Source organism: Cohnella sp. OV330 (assembly GCF_900112065.1).
GTDB lineage: Bacteria > Bacillota > Bacilli > Paenibacillales > Paenibacillaceae > Cohnella.
In genome coordinates this window covers 24931-44730 of sequence record NZ_FOKE01000020.1, presented here as the reverse complement: position 1 = coordinate 44730, position 19800 = coordinate 24931, and the positions used below count along the sequence as shown (strand labels likewise).

Sequence of the window (19800 nt, the reverse complement as noted above, 5' to 3'; positions counted from 1 at the left end):
GCTTCGCGCTTGGGAAAAATAAGCTATAATGTGGACATACGAAAGGAAGTGAGCGAACGTGGCCATTCGGTATACAAGACCCTACGACGAGATTCTGGATGAGCTCTCCGAGGCGCTGGCGACCATCCCGGACTGCTACGATACGTTCGAGATGGAGGCGCAGGAGTGGGCGGACTTGACCCAGGCCGAGAAGGATGTGTGCATCCGCACGCTGGCCGACGACCTCTTCTATGTACTGGGCGCGGAAAAATCTGCGAGCGCGGGCTCCGGCAGCGTCGAGTACGACAAGGCGCATCATGTCATCAAGGTCGTCTCGACGCCGCAGCTCGTTCATATCGTGGGCCTCAGGGAAAAGGCCTGACGCCAATGCGGCCGCAGCGGCCCTTCGCCCGTGCCGGGCGCGAAGGGCTTTTTGCGTTTGTCCGAACGCGGCCGGCCGTCTAAAAGCGCGCAGGGCTGTGGTATAATGAAATATTACCATTCGCGCGCGCTGCCGCGGGGAGGAAGCTTACAAATGATTTATCATCCGTCCCTCCAGCAGATCAAGCTGCTGTGCGGGCAAACCGCGTACGAGCGCGGCATGAAACTGGATAAAGCGGGCAAGGCGATGGCCGCCGACGAGCAGAAGGACGAACGCCGGTACGAAGCGTACGTATGGGGCGCCGAAGGGCGCCGGAGCGTGCGCATCGACCTGGGCGACTCCGGCATCGTCGACGCCCGCTGCGATTGCTCGGCCGCGCATTCGCAATATTACTGCGAGCATATCGCCGCCGCGTTGATCCATCTCCACGAAGAGCGTGCCCCCGAGCCGGAGGAGCGTCCTTTTCCCGCGACGCCTTCGTTCAAGCGGGAAGCGTTGATCCCGACTCGCGACCTGCTTTTCACCAAAGGACTGATATCGCTGTTCGACGGCCCTGTCGGAGCGGCCGACGCGATCGAAGATACCGGGACCGAGGCCGGCGAGATCGTCCCGCTCGACGTCGAGTTCATCTGCAAGGCCGTGACGGAAAACACCCGCTCCCCGCTGCTCGCGATCGAGATGAAGGTCGGCCCGAAGCGGCTGTACGTCGTACCCAAGCTCAAGGAGTTCCTCGAACGGATCGAGCTTGGGCAATCGTACGTTTTCGCCAAGCACTTCGTCTACGATCCCGCCGTCCACGTCTTCAAGCCCGAGGACCGCGCGATCGTCGACAAGCTCATCGTCATCGCGCGCAGCGAGGCCGCCTATCGCGACGCCTTCCGCGCGGCTCCCGGCGGCACGGCCTTCGCGATGGACCGGCTGCTCATCCTGCCGCCGCTCGCCTGGGAGGACCTGCTGCCGCTGTTCGCGCGCGCGAGCGTCCGCTTCGAGTACGGCATGCGGACCGCCGACGCCGTCGTCGTGACCGAGGAGCCGCTGCCCCTCGTCTTCGAGCTGGACAGCGCCGAGGACCTCGAAGGCTATCGGCTCGACATCCGCGGCCTCGAGAAGCTCGTCATCCTGGAAAACTACGGTTTCGTGCTCGCGGACGGCACGCTCCACCGCACGGGCGATGCCGCGATCCGGCGTCTTGAAGAGCTCAAGCGCATGTTCGCCTACAAGCCGGCCAAGCAAGCGTTGATCGCGCCCGCCCAGATGGAATCTTTCCTGGATCGCGTCGTCCCTTCCCTCAAGCGGATCGGGCGGGTCGACATCGCGCAGCCGATCGCGGACCGCATCGTCAGCCCGCCTCTCGCGGCGCGGCTTGACCTCGACTGGCTGAACGGCAGGCTGCTCGCGCGACTCACTTACCGGTACGGCGACAAGGAGATCAACGCCCTGCAGGCGGACAGCCCGCTGCGGCGCGACGCCATCGACAATGACGCCATCCTCGTACGCGACGTCGACGCCGAGCACCGGATCATGGCCTTGATCGAGCGCGCTTCGTTCAAGTACAACGGCAGCGAGCTGTATCTGGAGGAAGAAGACCACATCTACCGATTCCAGTACCGGCTGCTGCCCGAGCTCGAGCGGCTCGTCCAGGTCAACGCGACGGCGCCGATGCGGCGGCTCATCCAGGACCTGCCGCCTGCGCCGCGCATGACGATCGACTATGACGCGCATGCCTCCTGGCTCGAGGTGCGCTTCGACGTCGAGGGCATCGACGACGACGAGATCCGCGACATCCTGCGCAACCTCGTCGAAAAGAAGCCTTATTACCGCCTGTCCGGCGGCGGCCTGCTATCGCTTGAGGACGCCGGCTATGCCGAGATCTCCCGGCTCATGGACGAGATGGGCATCCGCAAATCCGAGATCAAGGGCTCGCGGCTCGATCTCGCAGCCGTGCGAGGCCTGCCGCTCATGGACGCCGACGTTCGCGGCGGCAGCGTCAGGCTCACGCGGGCGCTGCGCGAGCTGCTCGACAACATGCGCAATCCGGACAATCTCGATTTCCCGATTCCGGACAGCCTGACGGCGACGCTCCGCGACTATCAGAAATTCGGCTACCAGTGGATGCGCACGCTCGCGCACTACCGGTTCGGCGGCGTGCTCGCGGACGATATGGGCCTCGGGAAGACGCTCCAGGGGATCGCCTTCATCGCGTCCGTCGTAGAGGAGATCCGCGCCTCCGGGCGTCCCGCGCTGATCGTGTCTCCGGCCTCGCTCATCTTCAACTGGAAGCACGAGCTCTCCCGCTTCGCGCCAGGTCTTCGCGTCCGCATGGCTGCCGGCGACAAGCAGGAGCGTGCCGACACGCTCTCCGGCATGGAGGACGCCGACGTCGTGATCACCTCCTATCCGCTGCTGCGCCGCGACATGGAGCTGTACGGGGAGCTGAAGTTCTACTGCCTTTTCCTCGACGAAGCGCAGGCGATCAAGAACCATGCGACCCAGACCGCGCAGGCCGTGGGACGCATCCAGGCGGGCATTCGCTTCGCGCTGACCGGCACGCCGATCGAAAACTCGCTCGACGAGCTGTGGTCGCTGTACGACGCCGTCTTTCCCGAGCTGTTCGGCAGCCGGCGGGAATTCGCCTCCCTCTCCCGCGAACTCGTCGCGAAGCGCGTGCGGCCCTTCCTGCTGCGCCGGATGAAGCGGGACGTGCTGAAGGAGCTGCCGGACAAGATCGAGACGCTGCAGCATTCGGAGCTGACCGACGATCAGAAGAAGCTGTACGTCGCTTATTTGTCCAGACTCCAAACCGAGACGCTGCAGCAGCTTGAGCATGACGGCTTTCAGAAGAGCCGCATGCGCATTCTGGCCGGTCTCACGCGGCTTCGGCAGCTGTGCTGCCATCCGGCGCTGTTCGTCGAAGGCTATGAAGGCAGTTCCGGCAAGCTGGACCAACTGCTTGAGATCGTCGGGGACGCGCTGGACGCGGGCAAGCGAATTCTGCTGTTTTCCCAGTTCACGTCCATGCTCGCGATCATCCGCGACGAGCTGTCGCTGCGCGGCCTGCCCTACTTCTACCTGGACGGCCAGACGCCGGCGGCGGAACGCGTCGAGCTGTGCACCCGGTTCAACGAGGGCGAGCACGATATCTTCCTGATCTCGCTGCGCGCGGGCGGCACGGGCCTGAACCTGACCGGCGCCGATACGGTCATCCTGTACGACCTGTGGTGGAACCCGGCAGTCGAGCAGCAAGCGGCGGACCGGGCGCACCGGATCGGGCAAAAAAACGTCGTGCAGGTCATCAAACTCGTCGCGGAGGGGACCATCGAAGAAAAGATGGTCGAGCTGCAGCAGCGCAAGCGCGACCTCATCGCCGAGGTCATCCAGCCGGGCGAAGAGAGCCTCTCCGCCATGACCGAAGACGAGATTCGCGAGCTGCTAAACATTTAATCCAATATTTGTTGTCCCGTATTGATTGCAAATTCAAACTTCGGGGTATAAAATTCATGAAATATTCGCCATTAACTCTGGCGTATTACATATCATCCTACTAAGGAGTGATCTCTCATGAAAAAGTCCATGAAGAAAACAGCCGCGCTTATGCTCGGCGCCGCCATCGCGATGTCCGCTACGGGTGCCGCCGCATATGCGGAGGAAACGGCGATGCCCACGAAGCTGTGGTTCCAGGTCGGCAACTACAACGTCGGGATCGACGACAGCGTCGAGACGCTCGACACGACGCCATACATCCAGAACGGCGTCACGTTCGTGCCGTTCGCGGTCATCGCCGAGAAGTCCGGCGCGCGCATCAACTACGACGGCAAGAAGACGATCTACATGAAGAAGAGCAACAACAAGGATACGTACACGTTCACGATCGGCTCCGACAAGTACGTGTTCAACGGCGAAGAAAAGACGCTCGCCGCCAAGCTGACGGTCAAGAGCGGACGCGTCGTCGTCCCGCTCCGCGACATCGGCACGCTGCTGGGCTGGAAGGTCGTCTCGTACGACAACCAAAAGAAGATCGTGCAGATGACGATGTAAAAGATGAATCCTATTAAACATTGATGAAGTTAAAGACGGGCGCCCCTGCGGGTGCCCGTTTGCCATGCGCGCGGACCATAGCAAGATTGCTCGACGTTGATTGGTTCTAACGGAAGGTGCGCTCCTCATAGGCTCAAGCAAGCACAGTCGCGTCCATTAGGCACGGCGAGGGAAAGCAGGTGTCGGCATGACGACAGAAACGCCAAGCCAAGAGCTGCGTTCGCTCCTCGAAGAGACGTTGCGGCAAGCCGTCACGTGTCAGGAAGAGGCGATGGCCGGGTTCATCCGGGCCGCTGCCCTTCACATGCAAATTTGCACGCGCAAAATGGCGGAGGGCGTACCAAGCGGTGCCGGAATGCCGCCGAGCGCCAAACCGCTCGCCGACGCCGCCATCGCCGCGGCCCGGATCGCCGAGTCGTTGGACGAGCTGCAGCGTCTCGCATGGGAGATCGCGCGCAATCTTAACGTAACTCGACCGTCCTCCTCCCTCCGGCAGCCTCCCGCAGCGAGCGAAGCCGCCGTCTCGAAGGTTCGATTTTCAACCCCGGAGAAAGCGGCCCCAGCCTGGTTCGCATCGCCGAGCAGGCGAAAAAAGTAACGACTTTCTGCGCCCTTGAATACGAGCCGCCAAAATGAAAAAGCCTCATCCCGCGAAATAAATTCGCCTGGGACGAGACTTTTCTTAAGCATTACTTGGCCGCAGCATCCTCGGCTTCCGCTGGCGCCGCGTATGCCTTCTTCACGACGAACGCGCCCTTCGCGTTGATCAAGCCTTCCCAATCGCCCTTGATCGCGTACGCCAGTCCGTCCTTGAAGGCATCCGCCTGATCGAACGCCGGCTCGATGACGACCGCGCCCTTTTTGTTAATATAGCCGTACTTGCCGTCCTGCTCGAACGCCGCCAGGCCTTCGCTGAAGTCTCCGACGTCGTCGTAGTCCGTTTCCAATACCGTCTTGCCGGTCTTGTCGATAAATTGGACGGCGCCGTCTTTAACGACCGCCGCGAGCCCGTCGCTGAAGGCGTAGCCTTCCTCGTATTGCGCGGGAATCGCCCATTCGCCCTTCGCGTTCAGGTAGCCGAATACGCCGGTCGATTGCTCGACGCCGTCAGTCTCCGTGCTCACGAGCGTCGAGGCGAGCGCCAGGCCCCCCTTGAAGTCCGATACCGACTGGTACTTTGCCGGAATGACCAGCTTGCCCGTCTTGTCGATAAAGCCGTAGCTGCCGTCGATCTGCACGGCCGCGAGACCGCCGCTGAAGTAGAAGGCGTCCTCGTACTGCGCGGGAATGACGAGCTTGCCCGTCTTGTCGATGTAGCCGAAGCTGTCGCCGCTGCGAACCGCCGCCAGTCCCTCGGAGAAGTCGAACAGCTCGTCGTAAGCAGGGCTCAGCACGACTTGGCCGGACTTGTCGATGTAGCTCTGCGTGCCGTCCTTCGAAGCGACGAGCGCCAAGCCGTCGGAGAAGTCGTACGCGCTGCTGTATTGCACCGGAATCGCGATCTTGCCGCTGCGATCCTCGTAGCCGAACGCATCGCCTTGCTGCAGCACCGACAGGCCGCCGCTGAACGCGCTCGCGATGCCGTAGGTTGCGCCGATCACGGATTCCCCGTAGACGTTGACGAACGCAGTGTTGCCGTCCTTGGTGAACGGATGCAGCCGCGTGGTCACTTCATAGGCGCCGGTCGATGCGTTCCACGAGAGCGAAGCGCCGAGCGATTCGGCGACGAAGCGAAGCGGTACGTAAGGCACGCCCCCGATGAGGATCGGCGCCGCGACGATCGCGCTTTTCGCGCCGTTCACCTTCGCCGTCTTCGATTCGGGCTGCAGGATGATCAGGCGGTTGCCTTTCTTGATCGAGATCGTGTTCGTCTTGGCATCGTACTTGCCCGCGGCGCCCAGAGCGGCCGAGACGCCCGCGAGCGGGCCGTAGGTCGCGCCGTTTTTCGTGACGGGGGCCCAGAGAGACTGCTGGCTCGTGCCGTCCACCGACACATAAGGCTTCGCGGCAGGCGCCGCGAAGGCGCCCGGCACGGCGGCGAAGGCGAGCGCTTGCGCGCCGATGGCGACGGCGAGCGCGGTTTTGGCGATGCGTTTTTGGATGCTGCGGCTATGGGACATGTCGTTTACCCCTTCATATTTGGAAGATGACTGCGTGTCGAGCCTGGTTATTCGCGCCGGCTTATTTCTTCAGATAGATCTGGTCGAACGTGCCGCCGTCCGAGAAGTGCGTCTTCTGCGCCTTATCCCATCCGCCGAAATCCTTGATCGTGACCAGATTGAGCTTCGGGAATTGCTTCGAATACTCGAGCGCGACCTTCGGATTGATCGGGCGGTAGAAGTTGCGGGCCGCGATGCGTTGGCCTTCCTCCGTATACAGGTAGTCCAGATAGGCGGTAGCGACTTGGCGCGTATCGTGCTTTTGCACGTTTTTCGTAACGACGGCTACGGTCGGTTCGGCGAGAATGCTGAGCGACGGCGTGACGATCTCGAACTTGTCGCCGTACTCCTTTTTCGCGAGAAACGCTTCGTTCTCCCACGCGAGGAGCACGTCGCCGATGCCCTTCTCTACGAACGTCGTCGTCGAGCCGCGCGCGCCGGTGTCGAGTACGGGAACGTGCGTGAAAAGATCCTTGACGAAAGCCTTGGCTTTGTCGTCGCTGTTGTTGTTATGCTTGAGCGCGTAAGCCCAGGCCGCGAGGTAGTTCCAACGCGCCCCGCCGGAAGTCTTCGGATTCGGCGTGATGACCTTCACGTCGTTTTTCACGAGATCGTCCCAGTCCTTGATGCCCTTCGGATTGCCCTTGCGCACGAGGAAGACGATCGTCGACTTGTACGGCGCGCTATTGTTGGCCAGACGGCTCTGCCAGCCTTTGCTGATCAGGCCCTTCTGCTCGATCGCCGAGACGTCGTATTCCAGCGCCAGCGTGACGACGTCGGCTTCGAGGCCGTCGATGACGGAGCGGGCCTGGGCGCCGGAGCCGCCGTGGGATTGCTTGACGGTGACGCTCTGGCCGGTTTTCTTTTTCCAATACTTCGCGAATGCCGCATTGTAGTCCACGTAAAGCTCGCGGGTCGGATCGTAGGATACGTTCAGCAGGGTGATGCTTTTCTTTTCGTTCTTCTTCGATACGGCCGCGAACGCGCTGGAAGTCGTCAGCGCGAACGCCAGAATTACGAACATGGCGATTTGCAGGCTTCTTTTCATCTTTGCATTCTCCCTTTGTCCCCATTTGGTTTTTTTATCGGAAAACAAAGAGGCCGCGATCCGCTTCTCCGCACGAGGATGAAGTACGCGAAGTCGCGTCCTTTCGTCCTCGTCCCCTTTTTGATCGGCGATGCGGCGGCATGAGCGGCCAGCCAGCATGATCAAGGGATGCAGCCTGACGTCTCTAGGCGTCTCGGTCTGCGGCGGAGAAATGCATATCGGGCCTCCGGTCGTCCGGTAGGTGAATCCATTTCTTGGATCGATCATACAATTCATTATTCCAACCTGTCAACTAGGTTTTATAAACTTTATTTTACAATTATCTATTGACACTTTTCAGCCGAAGTTGCTACAATCGCTCCGTTAAACCTATTTTTCCAATTGGAATTAACATTAGGGTTTGAAGGGGCGTCATTCCGATGATCGTTAAAAGAAAAAGAAAAGGACATCCCGTCCTAACCGCCGCGATGCTGATCTCGTCCGCATTGGCCTTGTCTGCCTGCGCTTCGGGCGACGGCCAGCCGATGGATGCGGCTGCTGCGGACGCATCGCCGTCCGCCAGCTCGGACTACGGCAAGGCGCTCACGCTCAGCGGCGTCTCGCCGGACGGGACGGAGTCGTTGTTCGTCGCATTGAACGACGCGTTCGCTGGCGACTGGAAGTCCAAGACCGGGCAAGACGTGTCGATCAAGCAAACGACCGGTCCTTCTTCCGTGGAGAAAGACGCCGTGAATGGCGGTACGCTCAAAGCCGACCTGACCGTGCTCGGCGTCGGCACCGACATCGATGCGATCCAAGCCGCAGGGTTGGTCGAGGAAGGCTGGCAGCAGCGCTACGACTACAACAGCTCTCCCTTTTATACCACCGTGGCGTTCGCCGTTCGAACCGGCAATCCGAAGGGCATCAAGACGTGGGACGACATCGCCGCGCCGGGCGTGAAGCTCGTGGCGGCGGATCCGAAGACGTACAGCGATGCCAGGTGGACCTATACGGGGGCTTGGGCGTACGCGTTCGACCAAGCGGCCGACGAGGAAGCCGCCAAGACGTTCGTAAAAAGCGTGTACGCGAACGCCGGCGCGCTGGATGCCGACGAAGCGGCTGCGCAGGCGCGTTTCCTAGGCGGAGACGGCGATGTCTGGCTCACGACTGAAGCGCGGGCGCTGGCATTGGCCGCCGGCGAAGCGCAGGGCAAGATCGAAGTCGTCGTGCCCCCAGTCACGCTCGCCGTCGAGCCGATCGTGTCCGTCGTCGACAAAAACGCGTCCGAAGCGGGCACGCGCGAAGCGGCCAACGGCTACGCGGACTTCCTCTTCACCGAGCCGGCGCAGCAGATCGCCGCGGAGCACTATTACCGCCCCCGGTTCGCTTCCATCGCCGAGCAGTTCGCGTCGCAGTTCCCGGAGACGACCGTGCTCACGGTCGACGACAACCTCTCGGGCTGGGAGGACCTCAACAGCGTCCAATTCGCCGACGGCGGCTTGTTCGACCAGCTGACGGGGAAATAAGCGGCGGCGGGACGCGAGGTGCGGGGTAACGGGAAAATAGACAGGCGGCTGAATGGTGCGAATAACGGGAAAGTAGGCAGGCGGCGTGACGCGAGGTGCGGGTAACATACGACATCGCGTACCGAGCCGCGCAAAGCGAACAACGCTCCTCGGGGAGGAGCGTTGTTCGTTGTTTTATGGGGCTTGCTGGAGCGAGCATCATCGCCTTCTGTAGTGAAGGCGATCGGTTCTTTCGCGCGGGTATGAGCATCATCGCCTCCTATTGAGAAGGCGATCGGTTCTTTCGCCCGGCTACGAACACCATCGCCTTCTGTAGAGAAGGCGATTGGTACTTTCGCCCGGCTGCGAACACCATCGCCTTCTGTAGAGAAGGCGATCGGTACTTTCGCGCGGCTGCGAGCGTCATCGCCTTCTGTAGAGAAGGCGATCGGTACTTTTGCGCGGCTGCGAGCGTCATCGCCTTCTGTAGAGAAGGCGATCGGTTCTTTCGCGCGGGTATGAGCATCATCGCCTTCTGTAGTAAGGGCGATCTCCCCTTTCGCGGCTGCGATCCGCTCCATTGCCGCTCCTCGCATAGGCGATATCCACGCCCCCGCGGACCGCCCCCTACAGCTTCAGGCCGGATTAACCTTCACGGCGGCCTGTTTACCGCTGACTTGGATTCCGGTCTCTCGCGTACCGTGCGGAGCGAGCTCCTTCAGCATGCGTTCAATGAGCGCCTTGGCGCGCTCGCCTTCTTTGGCGCCCGCCAGCTTGACCGTGAGCTGGACGGCGTGCCCCGAGGTCAGCAGCTTCTCGGCCTGGCGCAGCTTGGTTTCGTAGTCGTGCTCCTCGATTTGCGCGGTCAGCCGAAGTTCTTTGGTCTTGACCGCGCCTCCCTGGATGCGCTCCGCCTTCTTTTCCTGCGCGGCCGTCTGCTTGGCGGCGCCTCGCGCGACGAGCTTGCACGGCGGCGGACTGCTGAGCAGCGACGCGCAGACGAGATCCGCCTTCGCTTCTCTTGCCATCGCGAGCGCTTCCTCCCGTCCGACGATCCCTAGATCCTCTCCGTGCAGTCCAGTCAGCGCAACTTCGGAGGCTTTTATTTTTTCGTTCATCAGCAGCATGCTGCCTCTCCCCTTTCCGCCTGCAAAGCTACATATTCAGCACGCCGTGCTGCGCGGCCGTATGCAGATCGCGCCAAGCGCGATTGACCGTCTCCCGCTGCATCAGCGCGGTCATGCCAAGCATCGGCCATATCGCATGCGCGGCCGCTACGGCCGATCGCGCGGCTTCGACGCAGGCGCTACCAACGCGACCCTTCGCCTCGTCCGACAACACGCGCAGGTCGGCAAACGTTCGCCAAGACGACTCGGTCTCCAGATAAAATTGGTCGGAAGCCGCATCCAGTAGCAGTCGTTGCCCCGCGATCGCATCCGAAACCTTCCCGTGTCTGCTCGCATAAGCGCGATCCCACTCGCCTCGCTTCTCGTCGGCGAGCGCCGCGGCCTCATCAAGGAATCGGCGTCCCAGCCCCAGAACGACCGCCGCAAACGAAACCTGCGCGAACGGCAAAAACGGATAGCGGTAAATCGGATCGTCGTAACGCGGCTCAGACGTGATATCGAAGGTCCGCGCTTCCGGCACGAATGCGTTCGCGACGCGGATCGTATGGCTTTCCGTCGCTTGGAGCCCCATCGCGTTCCAATCCCGGACGATCTCCACTTGATCGGGCAGGAAGGCGAACGAACGGATCTCAGGTGCGCGATCATTAACAGTACCCTCGTTATCACTGCCCGCTTCCTCGCCCCGCTCCACGATGCAATTCGCGGTGTAAAAGCTGGCATAGCCGGACCCGCTGCAATATTTCCAGCTGCCGTTCACCTGGTAGCCGCCCGGCACCGCCTTCGCGATGCCCGTCGGATGGCCGCTGCCTGCAATGACTGCGCGCCGGTCCATGAACAACGTCTCGGCCGTCTCCGCCGGCAGCGTGGCCGCGAAAAAGCCGCCGCCCGAGCCGATCGTCACCAGCCAGCCGAAGCTGCCGTCAGCGTAGGCTGCCTGCTCGAAAATACGCGCGGCATCCGGCAGCGGCGTCATGCGCCCGCCCAGCTCATCCGGCACGAACAGCTTGAACAGCCGCTCCTCGTAGATCCGCTCCAGGATGTCCGCCGGCAATCTGCCGTCGCGTTCGACTGCTGCCGCAGCTTCCCCGACTTGCGCCAACAGCGCCTCCGATATCCCTATGCCCATCTTCCCCATGACTGCGTGCCACTCCAATCTCTTTTCCCTCTCCAGGCCTTGCCTCTCTCATGCTTACCTTTAGTAATTCCTTCCCTCTCGCCCAGCCTTCTACCTTTACGCCTTCCCTTTCGCCCTGCCTGTTCACGCCTTCCCCTTCGCCCGTCCTTCGCGTATGCGAACGCCGATCTCGCGGACGAGGTCGTTCACGTTCACCGGCTTGGTCATGTAGCCGTCCGCTCCCGCGCGCAGGCATTCATCGCCGTCCTCGGCGAACGCCTTCGCCGTGAGGGCGATGATCGGCAGCTCCCGGCGTCCGGGCATCTCCCGAATGCGCCCGATCGCCTCGAGACCGCTCATGCCGGGCATCATGATGTCCATCAGCACGAGATCGATGGTCGCGTTTCCCGACAGCAGGCCCAGCGCCTCGCCCCCGGAGGAGGCGGTCACGACGCCGAAGCCCTTCGCCGCGAGCGCGACCCGCAGCGAATAGACATTGTGCTCGTCGTCGTCCACGATCAGCAGACGATGCGTCGCAGGCACAATGGAAGCCGGCACGGCGACCGCAAGACGCCCCGCCCCCTGCCTCCAAGGCGCTTCCAGGGACGCCGCCTCTTCCATCGCCGCCGGATCCCGCCCCAACGGCGCCTGCGAGCCCTCCGCCGAAGTGACCAGCGCCGGCCACGGCAGGAGCAGCGTGAACCGGCTGCCGCCGCCGAGCTCGCTCTCGAGCCGGATATCGCCGCCCAGCAGCATCGCGAATTGCTTCGCGATGGACAGGCCGAGCCCGGTCCCGCCGTAGGATCGGCTGATCGAGCCGTCGGCCTGGAAGAAAGCGTCGAAAATAGCCTCCTGTTTGTCCGCCGCGATCCCGATGCCGGTGTCCTCCACTTCGAAGGCCAATCCGCCTTCTGCCAGCGGCCCGCCTTCGGGCACGCGCGAGACGACGAAGCGCACATGGCCTTCATGCGTGAACTTCAAGGCGTTCGACAGCAGATTATTGATGATCTGCTTCAGCCGCTGCTCGTCCGTGTGCAAATATTCGGGCACGTCCGGCTCGCTGCGCAGCGTGAACGACAGCCGCTTGCGCGACGCGATCGGGCGGAACAGCTCGTCCATATGGCCCAGCAGCTCGCGTACGCTGAACACCGAGCGGTCGAGTTCCAGGCGGCCCGCCTCGATTTTCGACAAGTCCAGCACGTCGTTGATGAGGCCGAGCAGCTCTTTGCCGGAATGATGGATGATGCGGGCGTAGCCGACCTCCTCCTCGCTGAGCCGGCTGTCGACGTTCTCCTCGAGCAGCTGCGCCAGCACGAGCACCGAATTAAGCGGCGTTCGGAGCTCATGGGACATGTTGGCGAGAAATTCGGTCTTATAACGCGAGGCCGATTGAACCTGGTCGTACATCGTCTCCAGCTCCTGCTTCGCCTGCTCGAGCGACCGCCCCTTTTCCTCCGAGATCCGGTATTGCTTTTCCAGACGCGCCGTATAGATCTTCAGCTTGTGCGAACGCTTGTCCTCCGTCATGAACTCCCGCAGGATGAACATGAAGGCGAAGCACAAAAACAAACTGACGAGAAAGGTACCCGGCGCGATGTCGACCAGGTAATGCCGGCGGGGAATGATGCCGAACAGCGCGATGAACAGCACGTTGCCCATATTGACCGAGATGACGATCGTGGCCATCTTGCGAAGCTCCGGCCAACGCCTGCGACGCGCCAGCCACAGAATGAAGAGCACGAGCAGACTCATCGCCACGACGTTCAGGCACCCGACGAGCGCCGCATGACTCAATCCTAGGGACAAGCGCGCAAGACCGATGCCGAGCCCGATCACCAAGATCGACAGCTTGTTCCGCACGAACAGCGGCGCCACGATGACGGCCAGGTAGCGCATGTCGAACATGACCGTCTCCGAAAAACGGAACCCGAACCGAATCGTCGTCCATCCGCACACGATCGCAAGTACGATGAACAGCGTTTCTTTCCAAGCGGGGCTCCATTTGTAGACGACGTATTTATAAAGCAGGCTGGCCAGATAGAGGAGCGTCAGCATCGTGCTGACGTTGATAAAAAAGATACGTAAAAAAGAAGTGATATCGTTCACGGTGCACCGCCTCTTGGGAGCTTGCTTCCATTATAACAAATCGATCCTCTCTGCACGCATGAGAACGACTTTTCTGCAGATATGCTACAGCGAGTCTCCTTCTTCAACCGCAAATAAGCGCGATCGCATGCGATCGCGCCTACCGTGACCTCAAAATGGTCCTATGCGAGCAGATTGATGCCTTCCAGCGCCAGCCCGATGAGGAAGCCGCAGACCGCGCCATTGACGCGGATCCACTGCAGATCGCCGCCGATCTTGTCCTCCATCATCTCGATCAGGGCATCGTTGTCCAGCTTGTCGATATTTTCCTTGACGAGCTTGCCGATCTTCCAGTGATTGCGCTCGACGAAGCCGGTGATCCGCTCCTGCACCCACGTCTGGAACAGCTCGATTACCTGCGGGTTTGCCCGGAGGCTGGCGAGCAGGCCCGATAGAGCCGGCAGTACGTAATCATCGGTGAAACGGGGCTCGCGCACGAAGGCCAGCGCCTTGACGCGCAGATCCTCCAGCCAGCCGGCAATCTGGCGCTCGATCGCGCCGCCGTCCGCCAGCCGCGCTTTCCAGCCTTCGAGCTCGGCCAATACGGAAGGCGATTCCGGCAGATTGCGGATCGCGTTCCGCAGCGACGCCAGGAGCATCTCGCGCAGCGGATGATCCTCTCGCTGCTGCATCTCCGCCAGCGTGCCGACGATCGCGTTCTGCAGCAGACCGCCGATCTTTTCTTCATCCATGAAAGAGATGAACGCGTTCACGGCAAAGCCCATCAGGCCGCCGACCTGCAAATTCTGCAGCGCCGCCGCGCCGATGATGCCGAGCTGCCGCCGCGTCTCCTCTCGGGAAGCGAGACCGCCCGCCTTGTCGATCAGGAAGGCTAACGCCTTCTCCTCGTAGCCTCTCGCCAGCGCTTCGTCGCTGATCTTGCGCAGCAGGCCGGCGGTATCGAGCTCGCGCAGCTTCGACTCGAGCGCGCGGGCGAGCATCGGGACGATCCGGTCCATCGGCAGCCGCTCCAGCGCGAATTCGCTCACGCGGACGGCCACGGCGGCCGCATCCTCGCGATGCGTCTCCAGCAGGTCGAGCAGCCGCTCCCCGATCTTGAACTCGGCCGTCTTGGTGACGATGCTCTCCTTGGTAAGCAGCTCGGTCTCGATCGCCTGGATAAGCGAACGGACGACCTTGTCCCGGTTGCGCGGCAGCAGCGCCGTGTGCGGGATCGGAATGCCGAGCGGATGGCGGAACAGGGCGGTGACCGCGAACCAGTCGGCGAGCCCGCCGACGAGCCCGGCTTCGAAGCCGCCGTGGAGCAGCGCGCCTCCCCAGCCTCCGAAGGGGAACGTGGCCAGAAATCCCGCCCCCATGACGCCAAGAGAAATGGCGGCCGTATGCTTAGCTTGTCCGGGCATGTTCGGTAGACTCCTTCAGCTTCGATATTCTATGTCTATATGATACCCAAAAAGAGAACGGACGGGGAAGTGCGGGATTCACCCGACTTCTCCGTCCGTCATCGCGCATGCTATGCTCACTTGGAATCGGCGCCCGATACGGGGCCGCCGTCCAGCGGCAGCTCGGGCAGTTGCTCGACGTAGCTGTCCGACATGTTCAGCAGGCGAAGGGCCCCGTTGTACTGCGCCTCCGTCGATCCGCCCGCGCTGATGCTGTTGTCTTTGACATCGTAGTTGGTGCCATCCTCGAACCCGACGCCCGGCAGGAACACCGAAGTGTCGTTGACGAACGAGCCGGTCGGCAGGAAGTGCCGCATCGGCAGCAGGTTGCTCGTGTGGTTCATGAGATCCTCGCCGAAGTGGATCTGGTCCTTCGTGGACACGCCCAACAGGTTGGCGACCGTCGGCAGAATGTCGATCTGTCCGCCGGTTTGCTCGAAGGTCTTGCCGTACGAGACGCCAGGCACGTGGACGATGAAAGGAATGTTGAACATATCCGTGTAGCCGTACTCCCGGCCGAATATGCCTTGCATCAGTCCCTTTTCCTTGTTGTCCAGCGAATACAGCGGCAGGCCCTGGTGATCGCCGTAGAACACGATGACGCTGTCGTCCCACAGGCCGCTGGACTTCAACTGCTCCAGGAACTGCCCCATGGCATAATCGGCATAGTTCTGAGCCAGAATGTAATTGCCGACTAGCGTGCCGTCGTACTCGGCGGGCAGCTTGATCTGGTCCTTCGCCTCAGGTATCCGGTATGGATGGTGCGCGCTCATCGAGATGACCATCGAGTAAAACGGCTTATCCTCCGCGTCCATCTTGGCCAGCTCCGGCACCGTCTTGGCATACAGCACTTCGTCGGAAGCGCCGAACGCGATGTGGTCGTCGTCGCCGTAGAACGCTTGGTCGTAATACTTGTCGAAGCCGATCGCTTTGTACAGCAACGTACGATTCCAGAACTCTACGCTGTTCGTATGGAACGTCGCCGTGTTGTAGCCGTTCGACGACATGAGCCGCGGCAGGCTCGGGAGCGTCTTATCCATGTAGTCCGAAGACGTGGCGGCCTCGTGATGCGGCACGTAGAGCGACGTGTTGACGACGAATTCGGCGTCGGACGTCGTGCCCTGGCCGACGTTGGTATAGAAGTTGTTGAAGTAAAAATCGCCGGCCGCCAGCTTGTTGATGTTAGGCGTGATCTCCTGGCCGTCGATCGTAAGGCCGATCAGGAAGTTTTGGAACGACTCCATCTGCACGACGATCAGGTTCTTGCCCTTGGCCGCAGCCCAGAGCGCCGGATCGACGGACTGCTCTCCGCCCTTGAGCGCGTCGATCGACTGTTGGTTGATCTCCTTCATGTCGATGACTTCTTCGTGCTCCGTGCTGTCGGCGAAAATCGTGTAAACCTCGTAGTTGAGAATGCCCATGCCCTCTGCCTTTTTATTCTCGTTCATGCTGGCGTGATTCGGCCAGATGTTGAAGATGCAGAGCGCGGCGGACACGATGAACGTCGCGAGCAGCGCAGTGCGGTTCACCTTGCGCATGCCGATGCTCGTGAAGCGGGCGATATACTTCGGGCGAACCATATAGAACGCGAAAATGACGATATCGATAAAGATCAGCAGATAGTACGGATCAAGCAGCGAGTAGGTGCTCTCTCCGACCTTCGTCACCTTGTCTGCTTGCTCTAGCGCATGGTACGTGACGATGACGCCGTAGTATTTGTAATACATGAGTACGGCGAAGTAGAGCAGCGTGATCGACAGATTGACGATCATGTAGTAGAGCAGCTTGCGCTTGGACGCGAACCACTCGATCAGACAGAAGACGATCAGAATGAACGGAATCTCGGTCAGCACCGTCATCCAGGACGGGCCGTCGTCGAAGATGACGAACCAAGCCAACGCGCCTTTTAAGAGCAATATCAATGTAAACCATAGGATCGGCTTGGATTTAATCGCATTCCAAAGTCGCATCTTCAGCACTCTCCTTCTTGCAGCATAGCCTTATTTTCAGACAGCATCCATGCACGCAATCTCTATCTCTTTTTGTAATCGTTCTGTAAACAACGTTTCTAATTATGCCTCGAATGCAGCCGCATGTCAAAAGACATAAGCCGCGAAAAAAGCTGAAAATCCGGCTTCTTAAGCGTTCCTGCCGGCCAAATCGGGCCGATATGACCGCATTGGATGGGAATAAATTGAAAAGGTCTGGAATAAATAGGTCCTTACCCTTACTTACGCTCCTCTACCTTAAACGAAGCACGGATGGACATGGTTCCGTATCGCTTCCTTAAATGTAGTTAAACGCAGACAAACTTCGGCTTGCCAAGCGATTCCTCATTAAAAAAGCTCCCTCCTTGGCCGCCGCGGCCGTGGAGAGAGCGTCGTTTTTTCACAGCACTTTGGAAAGGAACAGCCGGGTCCGCTCCGTGCGCGGGCGTTCGAACAGCTGCTCGGGCGGGCCTTCCTCGACGATCGTCCCCGACTCCATGAACAGGATCCGGTCTCCGACCTCGCGCGCGAACCCCATCTCGTGCGTCACGACGACCATCGTCATCCCTTCCGCGGCCAGCTCCTTCATGACGGCGAGCACCTCGCCGACCATCTCGGGATCGAGCGCCGAGGTCGGCTCGTCGAACAGCATGATCTTCGGGTCCATGGCGAGCGCGCGCGCGATCGCGACGCGCTGGGCCTGTCCGCCGGACAACGAGTCCGGATAGGCGTCGGCTTTGTCCGCGAGCCCCACTTTGCGCAGCAGCGATATCGCCCTTTCCTTGGCTTCTTCGGGCCTGCGTCCGCGCACCTGCACCTGTGCCAGCGTCACATTATCCACTACCTTCATATGAGGAAACAGGTTGAAGCGCTGGAACACCATGCCCGCTTCGGTGCGGATATCCGCGATATTGGTGCCCTTGGCCATGAGCGAATGCCCGTCGATGACGACCTCGCCTTCGTCCGGCCGCTCGAGCAGGTTGATGCAGCGCAGCATCGTGGACTTGCCTGAACCGGAAGGACCGATGACGACGACCACCTCGCGAGGCGCGACGTCCAGGTTAATGTCGTGAAGTACCTTGTTTTTGCCGAAGGACTTGGCGACCCCGCTCATTCGAATGATCGGCTCCATCACTTCACCCTCCTCTCGATCCACTGCAGCAGCTTGCTAAGCGTGTAAGTGAGCACGAAATAAATTACGGCCGCGGCCAGGTATGGCTCCCATATGTGGTAGTACTGACTCTTGGCCGCATTGGCCCAATACATGATCTCGGGCACTGCGATCCAGGCGACGAACGATGAATCCTTCACGAGGACGATGAATTCGTTGCCGAAGGCGGGGATCATGCGGCGCACCGCCTGCGGCACGATAATGTGGCGCAGCGTCTGCGCGTGCGTCATGCCGAGCGAATAGGCAGCCTCCCGCTGCCCCGCGTCGATCGACTGGATGCCCGCCCGGTAGATCTCGGCCGAATACGCGGCGCAGTTGAGGCCCAACGCTACGATGGCGGCCACGACGCCGTTCGTGGTGCCCAGGATCGGTGGAATGACGCCGAAATGGATGATCAGCACCTGCAGGATAAGCGGCGTTCCTCGAAAAAGGTTGATATAACCGCTCATCAGCCAGCGGAGCGGCCAGAACCCGGCCATTTTGCCGAAACCGATGAACAGTCCCAGAATTAAGCCGTTGGCGATGGCCGCAAGGGAGATACCGATCGTCAGCAGCGTCCCTTTTAACAGTAAGGGCAAATATTCCTGGATGATATCGAATCTAAACGCGTAATACACGCCCGCACCCTCTCTCATCAAAGAGAGCATGCGTCCGGTCTGCCCCGGGCCGCATGCCCTCTGCTTCCTAACTTTGCTTGATTATACCCGCATTTACTTCGCCGTAACCAAGTTGCTCGTGTCCGGCTCGACGCCGATCCACTTTTTGTAGATTTCTTTATACGCGTCGCTCGCGCGCACTTTTTCGACGGCTGCGTCGATGTCCGACTTCACGGTCTCGTCCGTCCCCTTCGGAAACAGGATGCCGTAGTATTCGGACGCGAAGTTCGTACGGTCGTAGATCGCGTTGAGCTTCTTGTCCGGGTTGCTCTGCACGTAGGATTGGACGACGGCAAAATCCGCGACGACGGCGTCGACGCCGTTGCTCTCCAGCTCCATCAGCGCCAGCGTGTTGCTGTCGAAGCGTTTCAGGTTCGGATTGTTATCGCCCATGATGCCCTTCATCAAAATCTCGGCGGTGGTGCCGCCCTGAACGGCGACCTTCTTGCCCTTCAGCTCTAGGGCGTCCTTGACCGGCTTGTCTTCTTTCGTCAGGATCATGTTCACCGATTCAAAATAAGGAATGGAAAAATCGAACGACTGCTTGCGCTCGTCGGTGATGGAAATCGACGAAATGCCCCCGTCGTACTTGTGGTTGCCGCTCCCCAGGTCCGCGAACAGCGGATCCCAGCCGGTATTGTCCAGCTTGTAGTCGTAGCCGGCTTCCTTCATGACGGCATCCAGAAAGTCGACGTCGAAGCCGACGATCTTATCCTTGTCCATGCTCTCCATCGGCGCATAGCTCGCGTCGGTCGCGAACTTCAGCGTGACTTTGCCAGCGTCCGCCGATGCAGCTCCGCCCGCGTTCGCATTGGACGACTCCTTCGCGCCGCATGCGGACAGGCCGACCGCCAGCGCGACAGTCAATATAATAGATGTCAACTTTCTCAACATGAATAACCCCCTGCGTTCTAGTCAGCACTCATTTTATCAGCTAGAATGCGAGAATGGCAATGGAAAAAATTAAATTTATCCGCAAAAGTTAACACGAAGAGAGATATTTCATTAAACAATAGTATAATTATCCAGAAATCTATATTCGCTCAAATAAGAAAAGCCCCCTGCGGCCTTTTTGTTTGTGCATTAACGCGTAGATGACCGACCGAGGA

Annotated in this window: 15 protein-coding genes; 5 read left to right on the top strand and 10 right to left on the bottom strand. The window is 60.5% G+C overall.

Annotated features, from left to right (window positions below):
* Window positions 1–58 precede the first annotated feature (58 nt).
* The 4 genes from BM235_RS30685 to BM235_RS30670 all read left to right on the top strand — a co-directional run bounded on the left by BM235_RS30685 (window position 59) and on the right by BM235_RS30670 (window position 4994).
* Entirely contained in the window at window positions 59–361 is a 303-nt protein-coding gene (locus tag BM235_RS30685; RefSeq protein WP_090118071.1) for a hypothetical protein, read from the top strand.
* A gap of 153 nt (window positions 362–514) precedes the next feature.
* A complete protein-coding gene (locus BM235_RS30680) occupies window positions 515–3802 on the top strand; it encodes a DEAD/DEAH box helicase (RefSeq protein WP_090118070.1) in 3288 nt (1095 codons plus the stop codon).
* 117 nt (window positions 3803–3919) lie between these two features.
* The gene (locus tag BM235_RS30675) at window positions 3920–4396 is read left to right on the top strand and encodes a copper amine oxidase N-terminal domain-containing protein (RefSeq protein ID WP_090118069.1); all 477 of its coding nucleotides are present in this window, start codon (window positions 3920–3922) and stop codon (window positions 4394–4396) included.
* A gap of 187 nt (window positions 4397–4583) precedes the next feature.
* The gene (locus BM235_RS30670; protein ID WP_090118068.1) at window positions 4584–4994 is read left to right on the top strand and encodes a hypothetical protein; all 411 of its coding nucleotides are present in this window, start codon (window positions 4584–4586) and stop codon (window positions 4992–4994) included.
* A gap of 91 nt (window positions 4995–5085) precedes the next feature.
* Here BM235_RS30670 and BM235_RS30665 read toward each other — a convergent pair whose 3' ends face one another.
* Together BM235_RS30665 and BM235_RS30660 are read right to left on the bottom strand one after the other, a co-directional pair.
* Entirely contained in the window at window positions 5086–6516 is a 1431-nt protein-coding gene (locus tag BM235_RS30665; protein WP_090118067.1) for a WG repeat-containing protein, read from the bottom strand.
* Between the two features lie 61 nt (window positions 6517–6577).
* A complete protein-coding gene (locus BM235_RS30660; RefSeq protein ID WP_090118096.1) occupies window positions 6578–7603 on the bottom strand; it encodes a sulfate ABC transporter substrate-binding protein in 1026 nt (341 codons plus the stop codon).
* Window positions 7604–8022: 419 nt separating this feature from the next.
* Here BM235_RS30660 and BM235_RS30655 point away from each other — a divergent pair, with 419 nt between their 5' ends.
* Window positions 8023–9108 carry a sulfate ABC transporter substrate-binding protein gene (locus BM235_RS30655; RefSeq protein WP_090118066.1) on the top strand — a complete coding sequence of 362 codons (1086 nt, stop codon included), beginning with the start codon at window positions 8023–8025 and terminating at the stop codon, window positions 9106–9108.
* Window positions 9109–9722: 614 nt separating this feature from the next.
* On the opposite strand, the gene infC is transcribed toward BM235_RS30655, so the two are convergent.
* The 8 genes from infC to BM235_RS30610 all read right to left on the bottom strand — a co-directional run bounded on the left by infC (window position 9723) and on the right by BM235_RS30610 (window position 19585).
* On the bottom strand, window positions 9723–10214 hold the full coding sequence (gene infC, locus BM235_RS30645) for a translation initiation factor IF-3 (RefSeq protein ID WP_090118064.1): 492 nt from the start codon (window positions 10212–10214) through the stop codon (window positions 9723–9725).
* Window positions 10215–10242: 28 nt separating this feature from the next.
* Window positions 10243–11367 carry an acyl-CoA dehydrogenase family protein gene (locus tag BM235_RS30640; protein WP_255374678.1) on the bottom strand — a complete coding sequence of 375 codons (1125 nt, stop codon included), beginning with the start codon at window positions 11365–11367 and terminating at the stop codon, window positions 10243–10245.
* A 105-nt stretch (window positions 11368–11472) separates the two neighbouring features.
* The gene (locus BM235_RS30635; protein ID WP_090118063.1) at window positions 11473–13434 is read right to left on the bottom strand and encodes an ATP-binding protein; all 1962 of its coding nucleotides are present in this window, start codon (window positions 13432–13434) and stop codon (window positions 11473–11475) included.
* 161 nt (window positions 13435–13595) lie between these two features.
* Window positions 13596–14837, bottom strand: coding sequence for a DUF445 domain-containing protein (locus BM235_RS30630; RefSeq protein ID WP_090118062.1), 1242 nt, complete (start codon window positions 14835–14837; stop codon window positions 13596–13598).
* Between the two features lie 116 nt (window positions 14838–14953).
* Complete coding sequence (locus BM235_RS30625; RefSeq protein WP_090118061.1) at window positions 14954–16846, bottom strand: LTA synthase family protein; 1893 nt, start codon at window positions 16844–16846, stop codon at window positions 14954–14956.
* Window positions 16847–17264: 418 nt separating this feature from the next.
* On the bottom strand, window positions 17265–17987 hold the full coding sequence (locus tag BM235_RS30620) for an amino acid ABC transporter ATP-binding protein (protein ID WP_090118094.1): 723 nt from the start codon (window positions 17985–17987) through the stop codon (window positions 17265–17267).
* Between the two features lie 8 nt (window positions 17988–17995).
* On the bottom strand, window positions 17996–18652 hold the full coding sequence (locus tag BM235_RS30615; protein WP_255374677.1) for an amino acid ABC transporter permease: 657 nt from the start codon (window positions 18650–18652) through the stop codon (window positions 17996–17998).
* Between the two features lie 93 nt (window positions 18653–18745).
* Window positions 18746–19585: a basic amino acid ABC transporter substrate-binding protein gene (locus BM235_RS30610; RefSeq protein ID WP_090118060.1), complete on the bottom strand. Its 840-nt coding sequence runs from the start codon at window positions 19583–19585 to the stop codon at window positions 18746–18748.
* Window positions 19586–19800: the final 215 nt, after the last annotated feature.

Coding starts and splice junctions, on each gene's coding strand:
- BM235_RS30680 (WP_090118070.1), top strand. CDS start 515: ATGATTTATCATCCGTCCCTCCAGCAGATCAAGCTGCTGTGCGGGCAA.
- BM235_RS30675 (WP_090118069.1), top strand. CDS start 3,920: ATGAAAAAGTCCATGAAGAAAACAGCCGCGCTTATGCTCGGCGCCGCC.
- BM235_RS30670 (WP_090118068.1), top strand. CDS start 4,584: ATGACGACAGAAACGCCAAGCCAAGAGCTGCGTTCGCTCCTCGAAGAG.
- BM235_RS30665 (WP_090118067.1), bottom strand. CDS start 6,516: ATGTCCCATAGCCGCAGCATCCAAAAACGCATCGCCAAAACCGCGCTC.
- BM235_RS30660 (WP_090118096.1), bottom strand. CDS start 7,603: ATGAAAAGAAGCCTGCAAATCGCCATGTTCGTAATTCTGGCGTTCGCG.
- BM235_RS30655 (WP_090118066.1), top strand. CDS start 8,023: ATGATCGTTAAAAGAAAAAGAAAAGGACATCCCGTCCTAACCGCCGCG.
- infC (WP_090118064.1), bottom strand. CDS start 10,214: ATGCTGCTGATGAACGAAAAAATAAAAGCCTCCGAAGTTGCGCTGACT.
- BM235_RS30630 (WP_090118062.1), bottom strand. CDS start 14,837: ATGCCCGGACAAGCTAAGCATACGGCCGCCATTTCTCTTGGCGTCATG.
- BM235_RS30625 (WP_090118061.1), bottom strand. CDS start 16,846: ATGCGACTTTGGAATGCGATTAAATCCAAGCCGATCCTATGGTTTACA.
- BM235_RS30610 (WP_090118060.1), bottom strand. CDS start 19,585: ATGTTGAGAAAGTTGACATCTATTATATTGACTGTCGCGCTGGCGGTC.